Consider the following 18,536-nt stretch of genomic DNA (forward strand, 5'->3'; position numbering starts at 1 on the left):
TTTGCAGCCGTGAGGAAAAAAAATGTTGTTTTAGAAAACGTACCTGTATCCGGCTATGCCGCAGAAGGTAAGGCCCTGGCGCGGCAAGACGGTAAAGTGATCTTTATTGAAGGCGGCGTAATGCCCGGCGATATCGTGGATGTCAGGCTCAGTAAAAACAAAAAAGACTGGGCAGAAGGCAAGGCCATTCATATCCACTCCTATTCGGACAAGCGCATTACTCCGTTCTGCCAGCATTTTGGCGTTTGCGGCGGCTGTAAATGGCAGATGATGCCTTACAGTCTTCAGCTGGAATATAAGCAGCAGCAGGTAGCGGACCATCTGCAGCGCATCGGCAGGTTGCAACTGCCGGAAATGAGCCCAATCCTGGGTTCGGCGCATACGCAGCACTACCGCAACAAGCTGGAGTTTACTTTCAGCAACAAAGCCTATCTCACCAACGAGGAAATACAGGCCAACAACGGCGAAATACCTGTTAAACCGGCTCTGGGTTTCCATGTTCCCAAACTGTTTGACAAAGTACTTGATATCAACACCTGCTACCTGATGCAGGAACCGGTAAACCTGATCCGTAACACGATCCGGGATTATGCCATCAGTCATGACCTCTCCTTTTACAATATCCGTTCTCAGGAAGGCTGGCTGCGCAACCTGGTTGTCAGACTTTGTACTACCGGAGAAATTATGGTAAACCTGGTAATTCATCATGAAGACAAGGCCAACCGGGTTGCCCTGCTGGATCACCTCCTGAAAACGGTTCCTGCCATTACTACGGTATTGTATACCCTGAATCCGAAAAAGAACGATTCTATATTTGACCTGGAACCGAAGATATATTTTGGCAAAGGGTATGCAGAGGAGAAGCTGGAGGATTTTGTATTTAAGATAGGTCCCAAGTCTTTCTTCCAGACCAATACCTACCAGGGGGAAGTATTGTACAGGGTTACCCGCGATTTTGCCGGACTTACCGGTAATGAGGTTGTATATGATCTCTATTGCGGTACCGGCAGTATCGGTATTTTCGTATCCAGGAAAGCCCGTAAGGTAGTAGGTATAGAGCTGATAAAAGAAGCGATTGACGATGCAAGGGAAAACGCCGCCATGAATAATGTGGACAATGCGGAATTTTTTGCAGGGGATGTAGTGGATATTTGCAATGATGAATTTTTTGCACATCACGGGCAACCGGATGTGATTATTACAGACCCTCCGAGAGCGGGCATGCATGAAAAGCTGGTGGATAAACTCCTGGAAATCGGAGCCCCCAAAATCGTATATGTAAGCTGTAACCCCGCAACACAGGCCAGAGACCTGGCTTTGCTGGATGCGCTGTACACGGTGGAAAAAGTACAACCAGTAGATATGTTTCCGCATACCCACCACATCGAAAATGTGGTGTTGCTGAAAAAAAGAAGTTAATAAACAGATACAATGAACGAGTACAGGCCCGGAAAATTTCAGTTTTTACCGCTGGTGATCAAAAACCTGATGATCATTAACGGATTGGTTTGGTTGGTTCAGATGACCCTGCTGAAAAAGTACGGGTATGATATGAACGATCTCTTTGCCCTGCATTACTGGGGTTCTGAGTTATTCAGGCCGCACCAGTTCATTACCCACCTGTTTATGCACTCTACGGCAGGGCCGATGCACCTCATCTTTAACATGTTTACGTTGTGGATGTTTGGCGCTACCCTCGAAAACCTCTGGGGGCCCAAGCGTTTCCTCATCTTCTACATCATCTGCGGATTAGGGGCTGCCTTATGTTATATGGGCGTGCTCACTTACGAGAATATGACGCTGACAAAATATGCCAATGCATTCCTGCATGACCCGAGTTATGCTAACTTCGCCCTACTGGACAACAAAGTAGGTCTGAGTGATGAAAGCACCAGCATTGACAGCCTCAGAGCGGCATTTTCCTCCCACCCCGACAATCCGGAGATCATTGAAATCTGCAAACTGTACGTAAAAGAATATATGATCCGCTACCGGAATATCCCTACAGTGGGGGCTTCCGGCGCTATCTACGGTATTCTTTTCGGATTTGGATATTTATTCCCGAATACGATTATTCTGTTTTCCTTCCTCTTTCCGGTGAAAGCCAAATATTTTGTCGGCTTTCTTATTCTGATGGAACTGTGGGGTGGCATACAGAATGCGCCGGGCGATAACGTAGCACACTTTGCGCACCTTGGCGGCGCGCTTTTTGCATATCTGCTTCTCAAAGCATGGAGTAAGAAAAACCGGACGGATTTTTATTAGTACGAACTGTATTAAGCCGTAATTTTATATTGAAAATATTTTGTGCCATGCATGCGCTGGAAAAAGAGAAATTGCCCCGCCTCTCCCTGGGAGAAGGCCGGAATATGGTTACACAATTAGTTGTTTTTAACCTTACCGTTTTCATCTTTCTGTTCTTTACACTGGTAATTTACAAGATGGAAAATGTAGGTCAGGCCAGGTTCTACCAGGATATTATGACCTGGTTAAGACTGCCGGCCGGTGCGGCCACCCTCCTCACGAGGCCCTGGACGCTCCTTACCTCCCTGTTTACACATATCGGGGTAATGCACATCTTCACCAACATGGTGTGGCTGTGGTGCTTTGGTACTTTCCTGCAGCACATCGCAGGATATCAGCGCATATTGCCGGTGTACCTTTTTGGCGGTATTATCGGTAACCTGTTTTATGTAGGTGCGGTACAGGCTATTCCCGCATTGCACCCGCTTATCTCCAACGGAAATATTACCGGCGCAGGCCCTGCTGTCATGGCAATTGCTGCCGGCGCTACGCTCATATCTCCCCGCTACCGCATTTTCCCGCTGCTGGCAGGTGGTATCCCCCTGTGGGTAATCACTCTTGTTTATACCGGCCTCTCTGTAGGCACCAGCATCAGTGAAACGGCAGGCATCGCGCATATCTTCCAGCTCGCCGGCGGCGCACTGGCCGGCATGTTGTTTATGTACAGCTGGAGAAAAGGCCGCGACCTGGGCGCAGGCTTCAACCGCCTTATCTTCAAACTGACGCACGTTTTCCATCCTGCCTCCCAGCAGATAGATCCGGATACCCTCAAACAGGCTATTCCCGGCGCCGATCATCAGCCTTACAAACGTGTCGGTGTAGTGCCGGAACAACGCCTGAATGAAATACTTGATAAGATCAGCGAAAGCGGTATAGATTCACTCACTCCCGAAGAAAGAGAAACGTTGCTGCGTGCCAGCAACCCATAAAATATTTAATCATTTTAATTATTTGAGATTTGGTTATTTCGCGTCCCGACATACTATTTTCAGGACCCGAATAATCAAATCTCAAATAATGAAATGACAAAATGGATTTGTGGTTTTTTGATAACGGCTTTGTTGCTCAGCGCGTATCTCCCGTTTCTTAACCCCGGCAGCTACTGGCCCGCAGGCTTTGCCGCACTGATTTTTCCCCTTGTTTTTATCGGTGTTGCCCTTACGCTCCCCTGCTGGCTCTTTCTCAAAAGACAATACATCTGGTGGATACTGGGCGCATTGGTACTATGTACCGGGCCAGCTCTGCAGACCTGGGGCGTCCGCTTCCTTAACGAAAATAATCCGGTCTCTCCTGCTGCCGGTCAATTCAGTATTATGACCTATAACACCAGCAGTATGGGTGTTACGAACTTTAAGGTAAATCCTGCCATGAGAGCCGGTGTATACGATATGGTGCGTGCCACATCGCCGGATATACTGTGTATGCAGGAATTCTACACGAACGATAAGCCGGACCTGTCAAGGAATATCGACAGCCTGCGGAAGATCGGCAGGTACCCCTATCATTACTTTACCTGCGACTGGACCGCATGGAACACCTGGTACTATGGCATTGTGCTGTTTTCCAGATATCCGGTTGTTGCCGCCGCCAATATTCCCTGCAACAGCAACGCGGTCGGGAGCGGCCGCAGCATACTGCAGGCGGATGTGCTGCTGAACGGAGATACCATCCGGATTTTTTCAGCCCAGCTGATTTCATATATGCTTCACCGTGATGACTTCGAACAGCTGAAATCTCTGCGTTCTGTAAACCTGATCCGGAAGATGAAACGCACTTTCGCTGAGAGGGCAGAGCAGGCAAAGCTGCTGGCAGCACTGGTAGCAGCCAGCCCCTACCCGGCGGTTGTCTGTGCAGACCTGAACGATACGCCGGCTTCTTATACCTACCGGACCGTCAGCAGCGGCCTGCAGGACGCTTTTCTGCAATCGGGCAGCGGCTGGGGCCGTACTTTATCCTATTTGTCGCCCACCCTGCGGATTGATTACATCCTGCCGCAGCATCGCTTCAGCGTCCATTCCTGTAAGGTTTTCAGGATGCCGTTATCGGAGCATTATCCGGTTATGGCCCGGCTGTCTTTGAAAAAACATTAACTTTATTGTTTCAACAAAGTGCGTACGCGGTGCGATTTTTAAGACTATTTACGAAAGGCTTTTTCCTGATCATCAATCTGGCGGTGGTAATCCTTTTCCTGGCCGCCTGCCTCGCGCCGTATATTTCACCGGCCTGGTTCTGGCCTATCAGTTTTCTCACGCTGGCCTTTCCCTTTCTGCTGGGAATGCTGGTGATATTTCTTGTGGGATGGCTGTTTTTTAACTATAAATACACCTTATTATCGCTCATCGCCATATTGCTGGGCTGGAAGTCTATCAGCGCTTTTATTGCCTTTCACCTGCCCTCCGGCAATAAGCCCCTGAGCGGGCCTCAAAGCCTGACGGTAATGAGCTACAATGTGGCCCAGTTTGGCTTGTATCGGGAAAAAGACAGTAAATACAACCGCCAGGCCATGTTTGCCCTGATAAAAAAGCAGGAGCCCGATATTGCCTGCTTCCAGGATTTCTATACTTCCGAAAAAAAGAATGATTTTAATAACCGGGAGGATATCTCCAAAGAGATGCAGCTGCCCTACCGCTATTTCTCCAGTGATTTCAACCGGAACGGTATGCAGCACTGGGGCTCCATCATCTATTCAAAATATCCTATTATTGCGTCGGACAAGGTGAAGATGAGTGTGGGGCCGCTGAGTGAAAGCCTGATCTATGCCGACATCGTAAAAGATGACGATACCATCCGGATAGTGAACATGCACCTGGAATCCTACCGCTTTAATGCGAAGGACTATAATGCCATCAGGAAGATAAAAAATCAGGAAGATACAGGCCTGGTAGCCACCAAAAGTATTGTGCAGAAAATGCGGGAAGCGTATATACGCCGCAGTCAACAAGCCGATATTGTAGGTAATTTCATCCGTCAGAGCCCTTATCCGGTCATAGTATGCGGCGATTTTAACGATACGCCGTCTTCCTATACCTACTTCACCATTAAGGGCGACCTTCAGGACGCTTTTCTGAAAAAAGGGTTCGGTGTAGGACGTACTTTTAACGGACTGGCTCCTACCCTGCGAATAGATTATATATTTGCAAGTGATGACTTTAAGATAAACAGCTTCCGGAGAATCAATTCAGATCTTTCCGATCATTATCCTGTAATTGCCAACCTCAGCCTCGTGGGCAGCGGTGTACCGGAAGTAGAAGTTAATAAATAACAAGAATTATGAAAATGTTTAATATTTTGATGACTGACCGATGTTGTTGCCGGACCCGCTCATGAACGTCTGCAACAATATTTATCTTTGCATCCACCAATAAAAAATGAGTATCTGGTGGAGAAAAAACACCTGGATATTCCCAATTACAGCATATGTCAGAACTCAGAATATACAATTCATTACATCGTCAGAAAGAAGTATTCACCCCTTTACATCCCGGTCACGTTGGAATGTACGTTTGCGGACCTACCGTATCCGGAGAATCGCACCTGGGTCATGCCCGCCCTTACATCACCTTTGATGTGGTATTCCGCTACCTGCAGTACCTGGGCTACAAAGTGCGTTATGTTCGTAACATCACTGATGCCGGCCACTTTGAAGAAGAAGGCCGCGCTGCGGAAGATAAAATTTCAAAAGGCGCCGTACTCGAAAAACTGGAGCCGATGGAACTGGTACAGAAATACACCAACCTGTATCACTGGGCCATGCTGCAGTTCGGCAACCTGGAACCCAGCATAGAACCCACCGCCACCGGTCATATCATTGAACAGATAGAAATGATCAGGAAGATCATAGAGAAAGGATATGCCTATGAGGTAGACGGCAGCGTGTATTTTGACGTAAAAAAATATGCCGCCAGCTATGACTACGGCATCCTCAGCGGACGTGTACTGGAAGACATGCTGGAAACTACCCGCGAGCTGGAAGGCCAGGACGAAAAAAGGAACAAGGCCGATTTCGCCCTCTGGAAAAAAGCGCCGCCGGAACACATTATGCGTTGGCCAAGCCCATGGGGCGAGGGTTTCCCCGGCTGGCACATTGAGTGCTCCGCGATGAGCGCCAAATACCTGGGTACCCAGTTCGACATTCACGGCGGTGGCATGGACCTGCAGTTCCCGCACCATGAATGCGAAATTGCCCAGAGCGAAGTAGCCCACGGTGACCTGATGGCCCGCTACTGGATGCACAACAACATGATTACCATCAACGGACGGAAAATGGGTAAAGCGTATGGCAATACCATCAAGCTGACAGAAATGTTTACCGGAGAAAATCCGCAGCTGGAGAAAGCCTACAGCCCTATGACCGTACGTTTCTTTGTATTGCAGACCCAGTACCGCGGCACGCTCGATTTCTCCAACGAGGCCCTGCAGGCGGCAGAGAAAGGGCTGGCCCGCTTATGGTCGGCCTATGAAACGTTGCAGAAACTCAGCTGGACCGGCGGCAACGGCGGCATCAACGAAGAGCTGGACAAACAGGTACGCACCTGGTGCAACGAATGCGCGGAATTCATGAACGATGACTTCAACACCGCAAAAGTGCTGGCCAACCTCTTTGAACTGACTCCAGTCATCAACTCGCTGAAAGGTGGTCAGGTAAAAATGCATGAAATCAGCGAAGATACTTTCCAGTTGCTGCAACAGACCTGGAAGACTTACCTGGTAGATATCCTGGGTATTCAGCAACCGTCTCTCACCAACGACGACAATAAACTTGACGGCGTTTTGCAGATGCTGATTGAAATGCGGAAAGAAGCCAAAAGCCGCAAGGATTACGCCGCTTCCGACAAGATCCGCAACGAGCTGCTGGCCGTAGGTATTCAACTCAAGGATGAGAAAGACGGAACGGTGTCCTACAGCATTCAATAAGCTAAAAAATATTCACGGAAGATAATGCGTAAAGCTCTGATCATTCTGACATCGCTGGCCCTCGTGGCCGGCGCATGTCAGCAGTCAACGAAAACAACAGACAACAGCACCGACAGTACGGGAGCCGGTAAGGTAGACAAGGTAGAAGTGCCGGTACCGGCCTTCAATGCGGACTCCGCTTACGCCTATACGGAAAAACAGGTGAGCTTCGGACCCCGGATCCCCAACACCCCGGCACAGGAAAAATGCGCCGCCTGGATCACCGGCAACCTTCGCCGCTGGGCCGATACGGTGTATGTGCAGCGTACAACCGTAAACGGGCCTAAAAATGCAAAACTGCCCTGCATCAATATCATCGCCAGCTTTAACCCTGCCGCCAAACAGCGGGTACTGCTGCTGGCACACTGGGATACACGCCCCTGGGCTGACGAAGATGCCTTCGACAAAAACAAAAAACTGGATGGTGCAGACGATGGCGCCAGCGGCGTAGGTGTACTCATGGAAGTTGCACGCCAGCTCCGCTCCCATAAACCGGAAGCCGGCATAGATATCCTGCTCGTAGATGTGGAGGATTACGGCGTAAAAGAGAACGAAAATTCATTTTGCCTCGGTACCCAGTACTGGGCACAGAACCCGCACGTAAAAGGCTATAAAGCTGCTTACGGCATATTGCTGGACATGGTAGGCGGCCGCGGTGCTCAGTTTTACATGGAAGGCACCTCCAAACAATACGCCTACGGACCTATGAAGAAATTCTGGGACGTAGCTAACCGCCTGGGTTACAGCGACTTTTTCCGCTATGAAAACTATGGTTCCTTCATTACCGACGATCACGTGTATGTGAACACCATGGCCAACATCCCCACCTTCGACATTATCGCCTGGCAGGCTAACGGCAACTTCCCTCCGCACTGGCACACCCAGAACGATAACATGAGCGTAATAGATCCCAAAACGCTCAAAGCAGTAGGGCAAACGATATTACATGTTGCTTATAACGAACCGTTTAACTATTAATTACGAATTACGAATGATGAATTGCGAATGAAAAGCGGAGATTTAAGCGAAGATGGAAGGCGAAGATTCGGGCGAATAATGTCAGATCTTCGATTTAACTTATAATTCATAATTCATAATTTTCATCTTTGCTTAAATCTCCACTTTTCATTCGCAATTCATCATTCGTAATTCGTAATTTATGCCTGATTTTCTTCCCGATTACCAGCTTCACCTCAGCCAGGACAGGCGTTTCCGGAAAATTATCACCGGGCCGTTAACGGATAGGGTTAAACGGAAAAATTTTGCGTTGCGGCTGATACAGGCCATTATTAACCAGCAGTTGTCTAACAAGGTGGCAGACATAATTTATGGGCGTTTTCTGGCGATTTATAACGGTAAAGAGCCTACGGTGGCGCAGGTGGCGGCTACGCCGGCTATGGTGCTGCGGAGTATTGGTTTATCCAATGCCAAGGTATCTTATGTGCATAATGTGGCTAATTTTGTGATAACGGAAAAGCTGACAGACGGTAAGTTGCAGAAGATGGATGACGAAGCCGTGATAGCGTGCCTGACCCGGATCAAGGGAGTAGGCCGCTGGACCGTGGAAATGCTGATGATGTTTCATCTGCACCGGGATGATGTTTTTGCGATGGACGATCTTATTATTCAGCAAATGGTAGCGAAACTGTATAAGCTGGATATTAGTAACAGGAAAGATTTCCGGGAGAAGATGAAAAAAATATCCGATAAATGGTCGCCCTATCGTACCCATGCCTGCAGGTATCTCTGGCAATGGAAAGATCAATAATATTTTCTCAGTGTATATACATTGCGTAGTGTCTTACTAAATTTGTATCATGAGCGCGCAGGGAAGCTTTTTTGAGGAGCCGGCTCCAGACAATGAAATCAGGCTGAAAAACGGAGAACTGATTTACTATCCGCAGTTCTTTGAGAAGGGGGAAAGTGATTGTTTAATGCAAGAATTACTGGGCACCATCGCCTGGAAACAGGAATCCATGTCTATGTACGGAAAAACCGTACTGTTTCCGCGCCTGATGGCCTGGTACGGAGACGCTTCCACTGCCTACAGTTTTTCCGGCAATACCTTTGAACCTCAGCCATGGACAAAAACGTTGCTGCATATACGCGATCTCATTACGCCGGTAGCAGGCCATCCATTTAACAGCGTATTATTGAACCATTACCGCAACGGCAGCGACTCCATGGGATGGCATGCCGACGACGAACCGGAACTGGGTCCCGCCCCTGTTATCGCCTCTGTTAATTTCGGCGCAACACGCCGCTTTTTGTTACGCTATAAAAATGATCATCACCTGAAACATGAAATGGAGTTGCAACATGGCTCTCTATTGGTTATGAAAGGAAGCCTGCAGCAATACTGGGAACACCAGGTACCCAAAACCACCCGAAAAATCCCCGGAAGAATTAACCTTACCTTCCGCTTTATCTACATCTAAAACCGTACTCCTGCTATGAATACCCTAGTTTTATTAATCGGAAATGATATCAACAACATTTCCAGCGGACAAAGCTGGAAAGATCTGCTGCAGGATATTATCGCTTTCTGTCATATCGGAGACAGCGTGGAACTGGATGACAAAAAACCCTTCCCCCTCCTGTATGAAGAAATTTTTTTAACCGCCATCAAAAAACATAAACTCCGGGAAAAAGAGCTGAAGGCTTTTATTGCCATCAAGGCAGCAGAAATAAAAGGCAACGAAATACACAGCGCCATCAGAGAGCTGAAACCGGAACATATTCTGACCACCAACTACGAGTTCACCCTCGAAGGCCGTACCCCGTATGAAAATACCAGCCTGATAAACGAGAAATTCTACAGCATCTTCAGACGCTACCGGATGAATGATATCAACTACTGGCATATCCATGGCGACTGCCTCAATCCCATGAGTATCAACCTGGGCTTCGAGCACTATGGCGGCCAGTTACAGCTGATGCGCAACTATGTAGTCAGCGGTACTTTCTATTCCAGCAAGGAAGTACCGAAAGCATCGCTGCTACGCCGTATCCACGCCAAACAGGTGTTCTTCCATTCGTGGATAGACCTGTTCTTTACCCGTGATATTCATATTTTCGGGCTTTCCCTCGATTTTGTGGAAACAGACCTCTGGTGGCTGCTGACCTACCGTGCCCGTCAGAAATTTCATCATAAGAACATCCCGGTACACAACAACATCTATTATTACATCCCGGAAGAATATATGGCAGCGTCTAAATTCAAGGTGGATCTGCTTGCAGCCAACGATGTACATGTAGTGAGCCTGCCGGGAAAAGATAAGCTGGCCTATTACAAGAATATTGTTCACCGCATCGGAAACACACATTAACCGGCATCTCCAACTGTTAAGATAATCTGAAAATATATGAGCCAACTGTAACATTACCCATACTGGCAGCGTTTTTGCAAACATCGTGTTATTCTGACAAAAGAAAACCGGAAGGCATCTTTTGTTGTTAAAAGATTAAAAAATACATTATGTTTTTCGAATTAGCATTCTCGCTGGCCACTGCTTTCATCACCCCGGTGCAAAAGAAGCAGCCCCCCAAGAACCAGACCATTTACGTGAAAGAAACCAAGGAACCCTGCACCGGCGTTGCTCCTATGCAGTGTTTACAGATTAAGGGACTTAAAGATTCTGCATGGCAAAATTTATACACCAACATCGAAGGATTTAACTACACGCCGGGCTACCGTTACAAGCTGCTGATCCGGGTTACGCCCGTTAAAAATCCGCCTGCCGATGGTTCTTCCCTGAAATACACCCTGAGAAAGGTTTTAGAGAAAAAGAAAATAGCAAAACAGGGCACAGAACAAACCATCTATGTAAAAGAATCCAAAGAACCCTGCACCGGCGTTGCTCCCATGGAATGCCTGCAGATCAGGGACCAGAAAGATTCTTCCTGGCAGAATTTATACACCAGTATCGAAGGTTTCAACTACGTTCCCGGTTACCGGTATAAATTGCTGATCGGTATCACTCCCGTGAAGAACCCGCCCGCTGATGCGCCTTCCGTAAAATACACACTGAAGAAGGTACTGGAGAAAAAGAAAATCGCCGGCGCCAACACAGATAAAGGCAATATCTGGAATTATATTTCCGGCAAACGATGGAATGTTATTCAGATAGATGGCAAAACATTAACACAGTCCGGTATCTGGCTGGAGTTTGATCCGGCTACAGGTCGTTTCCATGGGAAAGGCGGCTGTAACAGCATTTCAGGCGGTTATAAAACCAGTGGCGATGTCATTTCCTTCTCTGCTGCCATCAGCACAAAAATGGCCTGTATGGATACTGAGGTGATGCGCCGGGAAGCAGCCTTCCTGCATATGATCAGCGACAAAACCTTCCGTTATGATGTGGCCGACCAGACATTAAACCTGTATGATAATAACAGGCTGGTACTAATGTTTGGCATGCAATCTAAAGAAGACAGAAAATAATTTTCTCTGTATAAAAAAGACAAGGGGTGTTACATTAATGTAACACCCCTTTTTCATTCAAATAAAGCTATGGTATACTATTTAACGCGGGAGATTAATACGCCGCAAGGGCTAACTCTTTCACCGCCGCTACCAGCTTGTGTTTGGGCATGTACTCAAACAGCATGGCATTGGAAGTGTTATTACCAACAGCTACTACCACCTGCACAGTTCCTGCCTGTTGCGTGGGTATCTGAACCAGGAGATAATTGGAATCTGCCTGCAACACCTGGGCAGCTTTTTCTCCGAAAATCACTCTGTTAGCTGCTTTGTCTTTACTGAATCCGTGACCTTTAATCACTAAAAAATTACCTGCATCACCTGTTACGGTGGATGCCTTCTTTCCTTTGTTTGGAGCGCACGCTGTCATTGCTGTAATAACCAGCAGCAGGGCCACCACAAACATTTTGCAATGTTTCATTTTGTTTTTCTACTTTTTGGGATGGGCAACAAACCCTGTTACAAATAATCACCGGGGCTAACACTATTGCTTTTAGCAACTCTTATCCGCAACAGTATATATTCGGTATTCAAACGGATGCAAATTTACATCTTATCGCGATAAAAACCGCGTAATTCATCAACATTATTTAAAATTACGTACTACTACGTATACGCCCATATGAAAGTAGGAGACTCATTTTTTCAGTACCTGCGCCTTGTTAAATTCCCAGTTCATGCGGGCAATATGCAGCACTGAAATCTGCTGTGGGCACTCGGCTTCGCAGGCTTCTGTATTACTGCAGTGACCAAATCCTTCTGCATCCATCTGATTCACCATACGCTGCACGCGCGCCTGTGATTCTATCTCCCCCTGCGGCAGTAATACCAGGTGCGATATTTTTGCGCCGGTGAATAACGCTGCGCTGGAATTTTTACAGACGGCCACACAGGCGCCGCAGCCGATACAGGCAGCGGCATCAAACGCAGCTTCCGCTACAGGATGCCCTACCGGTATGCTGTTTGCTTCAGGAGCAGCCCCTGTACTTACAGAGATGTAACCGCCGGCCTGAATGATACGGTCAAATGCGCTGCGGTCAATCTTCAGATCACACTTCACCGGAAAAGCCGTTGCCCTGAAGGGTTCCAGCCATATCTCCTCTCCTTCCCGGAAGGTACGCATGTGCAGCTGACAGGTGGTCGTATGTTTCAGCGGACCGTGTGCACGCCCGTTAATCATGATACCACATTGCCCGCAGATGCCTTCCCGGCAGTCGTGATCAAATTCTATAACACGCTCTCCATGCTGCAATAACTGTTCATTCAGCATATCGAGCATTTCCAGGAAAGACATGTCAGGATCTACCTGATCCAGCGTGTAGGACTTCATGCTGCCGGCAGCATCCGGACTTTCCTGTCTCCATATTTTAAGTCGTATATGCATACCCGTAATTTTACTTATAGCTTCTCACGGCAGGTGTTACAAATTCAAAATGTAAGGGTTCCTTATGTAGTTTAGGCGGTGTGTCAGCGCCTTCCCATTGCCAGGCGGAGATGAAGGAAAAATCCCTGTCATTACGCAGGGCTTCTCCGTCGGGCGTCTGGTGTTCCACCCGGAAATGCGCACCGCAGGACTCTTCCCGGGTCAGTGCATCATAACACATCAGGGTGCCCAGCTCCAGGTAGTCCGCTACCCTGCCGGCTTTTTCCAGTTCGGTATTCATAGCGTATCCGCCGGGGATATAGAGGCGCTGATAAAACATTTCCCGGAGATCCGCAATCTCTCTGATAGCCTCTTCCAGCCCTTTGCCGGAGCGGGAAAGACCGCATTTATCATACAGGATTTTACCGAGTGTTTTATGGAAGTAATCTGTTGACAGATTACCCTGAATGCCCATCAGCAGCTGCAGTTGTTTTTCCACCTGTTCTTCTGCGGCAGCAAAGGCAGCGTGCCGGATATCTATAGGGCCGGATTTAATTTCGTCTGCCAGGTAATTAGCCATCGTGTAGGGCGCAATGAAATAGCCGTCCACGCAGGCCTGCAGCAGGGAGTTGGCGCCCAGCCTGTTGGCGCCGTGATCCGCAAAATTGGCTTCACCCAATGCGTACAGTCCGGGTATGGTGGTCATCAGCTCATAGTCTACCCACAGCCCTCCCATGGAAAAATGCGCTGCGGGCGAAATGCGCATCGGCTCCTGATAAGCGTTTACGCCGGTAATTTTTTCGTACATGCGGAACAGGTTACCATACTTCTCTTTAATTTTTTCTTCGCCCTGGTCTTTAATCGCTTTGGAGAAATCGAGATAAACGGCATTTTTAAGCGGTCCTATGCCATAGCCGGCATCTATGCGCTCCTTAGCTGCCCGGGAGGCTATATCGCGCGGAGAAAGGTTTCCGAATGCAGGATAACGGCGTTCCAGATAGTAGTCCCGTTCCTCTTCCGGCACCTGATTGGGCACACGGCTTTCATCCTTGTTTTTGGGCACCCAGATACGGCCGTCGTTACGCAGGGATTCCGACATCAGGGTCAGTTTGGATTGATACTCGCCGGATTGTGGCAAGCTGGTAGGATGAATCTGCGTCCAGCTGGGACTGGCCATATAAGCTCCCCGTTTGTGCGCGCGCCAGATGGCGGAGCCGTTGCAGCCCATCGCCAGGGTAGACAGATAATAAATTTTACCGAAGCCACCTGTTGCCAGCACCACGGCGTGTGCGCCATGCCGCTCTATTGCACCGGTATCCATATTGCGCACAATAATTCCGCGTGCCTTCCCGTCGATAGTGACAAGATCCAGCATTTCATGGCGGGCATACAGCTGTACAGATCCCGCATTCACCTGGCGCATCAGCGCCTGGTATGCGCCCAGCAGCAACTGTTGCCCTGTCTGCCCCCTGGCATAAAAGGTGCGCGACACCTGTACCCCGCCAAAAGAGCGGTTATTCAGGTATCCGCCGTATTCCCTTCCGAAGGGCACCCCTTGTGCTACCGCCTGATCTATCAGGCTGGCGCTGCATTCTGCCAGCCGGTAAACATTGGCCTCTCTTGCCCTGAAATCGCCGCCCTTGATGGTGTCATAAAACATCCGGAATACGCCGTCGCCATCATTTTTGTAGTTCTTGCAGGCATTCACGCCTCCCTGCGCAGCTACCGAGTGTGCGCGCCGGGGCGTATCCTGAAAGCAGAAGCTCTTTACCCGGTAACCCATCTCTCCCAGCGAGGCCGCGATGGCGCTGCCTGCCAGCCCGGTGCCGACTACAATAACATCCAGCTTTTTCCTGTTCGCCGGATTCACCAGCTTCGCATGTGCTTTATAGTGGCTCCACTTGTCTTCCAGTGGTCCGCCCGGTATCTTAGACTCCAGCATGATCCGCTATTTTAAGAAATGAACATACAGTGGTATCAGCGCAAATCCTGCACAGATAACGATACTAAACACCCAGCCAAATATGCTGATCCATCCGGCATATCGCGGATGATATACACCCAGGGTTCTGGCAGCGCTGAAAAAGCCGTGCAGCAGATGATAACAGAGCGCTATCATACAAATCACATACAGCAATACATACCACAGTTCGCTGTACACAGCTGTCACCAGCCGGTACAGGTCTTTATTCCCGGCGCTGTCCAGCGGCAGTTGCCCGAACTTGTATACATACCAGAAGTCGCGGAAATGTATGACCAGGAATATAAAAATGATGGTGCCCAGCACTCCCATATTACGGCTGTACCACTTGCTCACAGCACCTCTTTTGTCATAGTGATATTTTTTTGCAGATGCACGTGTATTCGTCACCGTTAGTACAACGGCATAGATCACATGTGCTGTTATACTGGCATATAGTACCCAGGAGATAATTTTGATAAGAATATTACCTGACAGGAGATGCGAATAGGCATTAAACTGCAGATGCGCCCTTTCGTCCGGCAATAGCAGCTGCAGGTTGCCCAACAGGTGAATAACAAGAAAAAAACATAGGAACAGCCCTGTCAGCGCCATCCAGTTTTTTCTGTTCAGTGTTTTTTGCTTCCATTGACCCATAAGCATAATCAGTTTAAATTTTTGCTACCAGATACCCAGTATTTTCCACCATCCGGCGCCGATACCCATCCATATAAGCAGGAATACAATACTCAGCAGGAATCCGCATTTCCACCAGTCTTTCAGCTCTACGTAGGTGCTGCCGAAAAATACCGGCGCAGGTCCATGTCCGTAATGAGTGAGCGTTCCGAAAATACCACCGCAGAAACCCAGCACCAGCGCCAGCAAGGTGCCCGGCACGCCTACCGAAATCCCTACAGCCAGAAATGCCGCATACATGGCAGCCACATGCGCGGTGGCGCTTGCAAAAATGTAGTGGCTGTAGAAGTAGACCAGCACTATAATCGGGAATGCAATGGTCCACTGCATGCCGCCCACTTCCTGTTTAATTACATCGCTGAACCAGGGAATAAAGCCCAGGGAGTTGAGAAAGCTGGCCATCATCACGAGTGCCGAGAACCACACGATAGTATCCCAGGCACCTTTCTCAGACTTCACATCTTCCCAGGTCAGCACCTGCGACAACAGCAGGAATACCAAACCTATCAGCGCAGTGGTGGTGGCATCGATGCCAAACACATCTCCCGAAATCCACAAAAACAACAGTATTACAAATGCCAGCAGCATCAGCCATTCATCCCGGTGCACGGGCCCCATTTCCTTCAGTTTTTCCGCCGCCATGGCCGGCGCATCTCCGGTTGATTTCAATTGCGGCGGATAAATTTTATATAGTATGAAAGGAACCGCCAGGATAGAAATTGCCGCCGGCACCAGCGCCGCCGTAAACCATGACATCCAGGTAATATCAATGCCCACATTTTTCGCGAACTTCTGGCACATGGGATTGCTGGCTGTTCCTGTAAGAAACAACGAGGAGGTAATAAGGTTCATGTTGTAGCTGTTAAGCGTAAGATAGCTGCCCAGCCGGCGGTGTGTGGAAGGGTCTTCCGGTACGGAACCGAAGTTCATTGCCATGGATTTCATGATCGGATAAATGATACCGCCTCCCCGGGCAGTATTGCTGGGTACTGCCGGCGCCAGCACCAGATCGGCCAGACCAAGCCCGTATGCCAGCCCCAGCGGGCTGCGGCCAAATATCCGGATAAACACATAGGCTATACGTTTGCCCAGCCCTGTTTTAATAAAGCCCCTGGCAATAAAAAATGAAATCCCTATCAGCCAGATAACTTTATCTCCGAAGCTGCTGAGCGCCAGCGTAACGGATTTACCGGGGTTGCCGGGAGCAAGTACCCCGCTTACAGCTACCAGTGTGATAGCCAGCATAGACATAGTGCCCATGGAGGCCGCTTTCATGATGATGCCCAGAATGGTAGCCAGGAAAATAGCCAGCAGGTGCCATGCTTCGGGGGTTACACCGGCTGGTGGCGGAATAAGCCAGATAATCAATCCAAATACTACGGTAATCAATAATTGCGGATACCTGATTTCTTTCATCATAGAAGCGCCTTTAAAGTCTGCATTGCACCTGTACTATCAACAGGTTGCTGTTATGGGTTTTTGTACCGGGAATATCCCGGTCGTAGTTATCTATCTGCATTCCCAGCTGAATTCTTCCGCCATAATCTTTGAGGAAGGCAAGGCTGATCATAGGCATATAGGTACGTCGGGCATTGCCGGCATGTCTGAAGTCTTCATTAAAATACTCATATCTCATGGAAAATTCAATGGAAGTGAGCTTGCGGTATTTGATCTTATACCTGAAGTTGGGCAGTACATATACACCGTGCATCAGGTATCTGTTCAGCGGATCTGTTTTCAGGCTGTCGGGCAGCGAGTAATAGTAGCGGTGGTTGGTGCCTTGTTTGAATTCAGACTGCAGCAGCAGGTCCCATTTGCCGGTGAGGGGAATCACGCCGGAGAAATCCACCCCCAACGCATATACGTTTTGCTGTTTTACACCACCGAAGCCACCATTCAGGCCGACAGACGCCTTGCTGAAGTCGCCTATTTCCAGGCGGGCGGTGCCCAGTTTGCCGTTGTCATCGTCGGAAAGCTGGTTACGGTTATTGCCGTTGACGACAGACAACGCATACTTCAGCGGCCACGCCGTTTCTTTTCTGAAGGTGCCGGACATGGAAACGCCTACCTGGAAGCTCTGCCAGCCGTTGCTGCCGAATGAGTAGTATTGGTTGGAAAAATCCATGGACTGGATAATATCAACGGGGAAGAGGTCTTCCAGTCCGAAAGCAGGCCTGAACTGCCCTACTGTAAAGTTCAGCGCATCGTTCCAGCGGTAGGATATAAAAGCATTTTCCAGCACTTTTCCTTTGGGATCACTGGCAAAGTCGGCGAGGTTCACCAATACTGCCGCCTGCAGGCGGTCGCTCACCTGGGCTTTTACCTGTAGCCTGGCACGTTTCAGGCTGAAGCTGTTGCGTACTACCTCGTCGGTATTGGCCTGATGCTGCCCGTTGACATCCACCTCGCGGTGAAGGGAAACAGTATACCGCGCCTGGAACACGCCGCCGAGCGTAATTTTTTTAAGAAATGCGGCCAGCGGTTTCTGTACCGTATCTTTTACAGTGCTGTCTTTTACCGGCTCATTCCATGCATACGCACCTTTCACCGTAAATAAAAAGATGGCGATAAAGACTATCGGTTGTTTGAGCATGCACGGTTGTTGTGAGGTTGTAAATAGGCGTTAATCCTGTTTTAACAACACGTGCCACGGAAATGTTTGATCATTTTATTATTTGATTATTTGAGATTTTATTTCAAAAAAAGATGCCCTCCGGACTTACCAGAGGGCATCTTTATGAGAAATAAAATCTCAAATAATCAAATAATAAAATGAA

The 18,536-nt window shown here is 48.7% G+C and carries 17 protein-coding genes; 11 read left to right on the forward strand and 6 right to left on the reverse strand.

Translation table 11 applies throughout. The features are described 5' to 3' along the window. Positions 1–9 precede the first annotated feature (9 nt). From rlmD to GWG06_RS17330, 11 genes are all read left to right on the forward strand, one after another. Positions 10–1,419 carry a 23S rRNA (uracil(1939)-C(5))-methyltransferase RlmD gene (gene rlmD, locus GWG06_RS17280; protein ID WP_202183043.1) on the forward strand — a complete coding sequence of 470 codons (1,410 nt, stop codon included), beginning with the start codon at positions 10–12 and terminating at the stop codon, positions 1,417–1,419. Between the two features lie 12 nt (positions 1,420–1,431). After that, positions 1,432–2,265, forward strand: coding sequence for a rhomboid family intramembrane serine protease (locus GWG06_RS17285; RefSeq protein WP_127041069.1), 834 nt, complete (start codon positions 1,432–1,434; stop codon positions 2,263–2,265). Positions 2,266–2,312: 47 nt separating this feature from the next. Beyond that, positions 2,313–3,233 carry a rhomboid family intramembrane serine protease gene (locus GWG06_RS17290; protein WP_160714651.1) on the forward strand — a complete coding sequence of 307 codons (921 nt, stop codon included), beginning with the start codon at positions 2,313–2,315 and terminating at the stop codon, positions 3,231–3,233. Between the two features lie 93 nt (positions 3,234–3,326). Continuing rightward, a complete protein-coding gene (locus GWG06_RS17295; protein WP_160714653.1) occupies positions 3,327–4,394 on the forward strand; it encodes an endonuclease/exonuclease/phosphatase family protein in 1,068 nt (355 codons plus the stop codon). A 29-nt stretch (positions 4,395–4,423) separates the two neighbouring features. Then, positions 4,424–5,566, forward strand: coding sequence for an endonuclease/exonuclease/phosphatase family protein (locus GWG06_RS17300; RefSeq protein WP_160714655.1), 1,143 nt, complete (start codon positions 4,424–4,426; stop codon positions 5,564–5,566). Between the two features lie 155 nt (positions 5,567–5,721). Continuing rightward, the gene (cysS, locus tag GWG06_RS17305; RefSeq protein WP_127041078.1) at positions 5,722–7,218 is read left to right on the forward strand and encodes a cysteine--tRNA ligase; all 1,497 of its coding nucleotides are present in this window, start codon (positions 5,722–5,724) and stop codon (positions 7,216–7,218) included. Between the two features lie 24 nt (positions 7,219–7,242). Next, complete coding sequence (locus GWG06_RS17310) at positions 7,243–8,235, forward strand: M28 family peptidase (protein ID WP_127041080.1); 993 nt, start codon at positions 7,243–7,245, stop codon at positions 8,233–8,235. Positions 8,236–8,416: 181 nt separating this feature from the next. Beyond that, positions 8,417–9,025 (forward strand): DNA-3-methyladenine glycosylase family protein, encoded by a 609-nt coding sequence (locus GWG06_RS17315; RefSeq protein WP_160714657.1) that lies wholly within the window; start codon positions 8,417–8,419, stop codon positions 9,023–9,025. Positions 9,026–9,074: 49 nt separating this feature from the next. Next, positions 9,075–9,695: an alpha-ketoglutarate-dependent dioxygenase AlkB family protein gene (locus GWG06_RS17320; protein ID WP_160714659.1), complete on the forward strand. Its 621-nt coding sequence runs from the start codon at positions 9,075–9,077 to the stop codon at positions 9,693–9,695. 15 nt (positions 9,696–9,710) lie between these two features. Next, a complete protein-coding gene (locus tag GWG06_RS17325; protein WP_127041089.1) occupies positions 9,711–10,586 on the forward strand; it encodes a hypothetical protein in 876 nt (291 codons plus the stop codon). Between the two features lie 149 nt (positions 10,587–10,735). After that, entirely contained in the window at positions 10,736–11,701 is a 966-nt protein-coding gene (locus tag GWG06_RS17330) for a DUF4377 domain-containing protein (RefSeq protein WP_160714661.1), read from the forward strand. A 94-nt stretch (positions 11,702–11,795) separates the two neighbouring features. Here the strand turns inward: GWG06_RS17330 and GWG06_RS17335 are convergent, their stop codons facing one another. From GWG06_RS17335 to GWG06_RS17360, 6 genes are all read right to left on the reverse strand, one after another. Continuing rightward, on the reverse strand, positions 11,796–12,161 hold the full coding sequence (locus GWG06_RS17335; protein ID WP_160714663.1) for an IPT/TIG domain-containing protein: 366 nt from the start codon (positions 12,159–12,161) through the stop codon (positions 11,796–11,798). 216 nt (positions 12,162–12,377) lie between these two features. Next, positions 12,378–13,124, reverse strand: a complete 747-nt coding sequence (locus GWG06_RS17340; RefSeq protein ID WP_160714665.1) for a succinate dehydrogenase/fumarate reductase iron-sulfur subunit — start codon at positions 13,122–13,124, stop codon at positions 12,378–12,380. Positions 13,125–13,134: 10 nt separating this feature from the next. Continuing rightward, entirely contained in the window at positions 13,135–15,045 is a 1,911-nt protein-coding gene (locus tag GWG06_RS17345) for a fumarate reductase/succinate dehydrogenase flavoprotein subunit (RefSeq protein ID WP_202183044.1), read from the reverse strand. Positions 15,046–15,051: 6 nt separating this feature from the next. Continuing rightward, positions 15,052–15,720: a succinate dehydrogenase cytochrome b subunit gene (locus GWG06_RS17350; RefSeq protein ID WP_127041104.1), complete on the reverse strand. Its 669-nt coding sequence runs from the start codon at positions 15,718–15,720 to the stop codon at positions 15,052–15,054. Between the two features lie 24 nt (positions 15,721–15,744). Beyond that, a complete protein-coding gene (locus GWG06_RS17355) occupies positions 15,745–17,178 on the reverse strand; it encodes an anion permease (protein ID WP_202183045.1) in 1,434 nt (477 codons plus the stop codon). Between the two features lie 10 nt (positions 17,179–17,188). Then, on the reverse strand, positions 17,189–18,352 hold the full coding sequence (locus tag GWG06_RS17360; protein ID WP_160714667.1) for a porin: 1,164 nt from the start codon (positions 18,350–18,352) through the stop codon (positions 17,189–17,191). Positions 18,353–18,536 lie beyond the last annotated feature (184 nt).

It is taken from the genome of Chitinophaga solisilvae (assembly GCF_009928525.1).
Taxonomy (GTDB): domain Bacteria; phylum Bacteroidota; class Bacteroidia; order Chitinophagales; family Chitinophagaceae; genus Chitinophaga; species Chitinophaga solisilvae.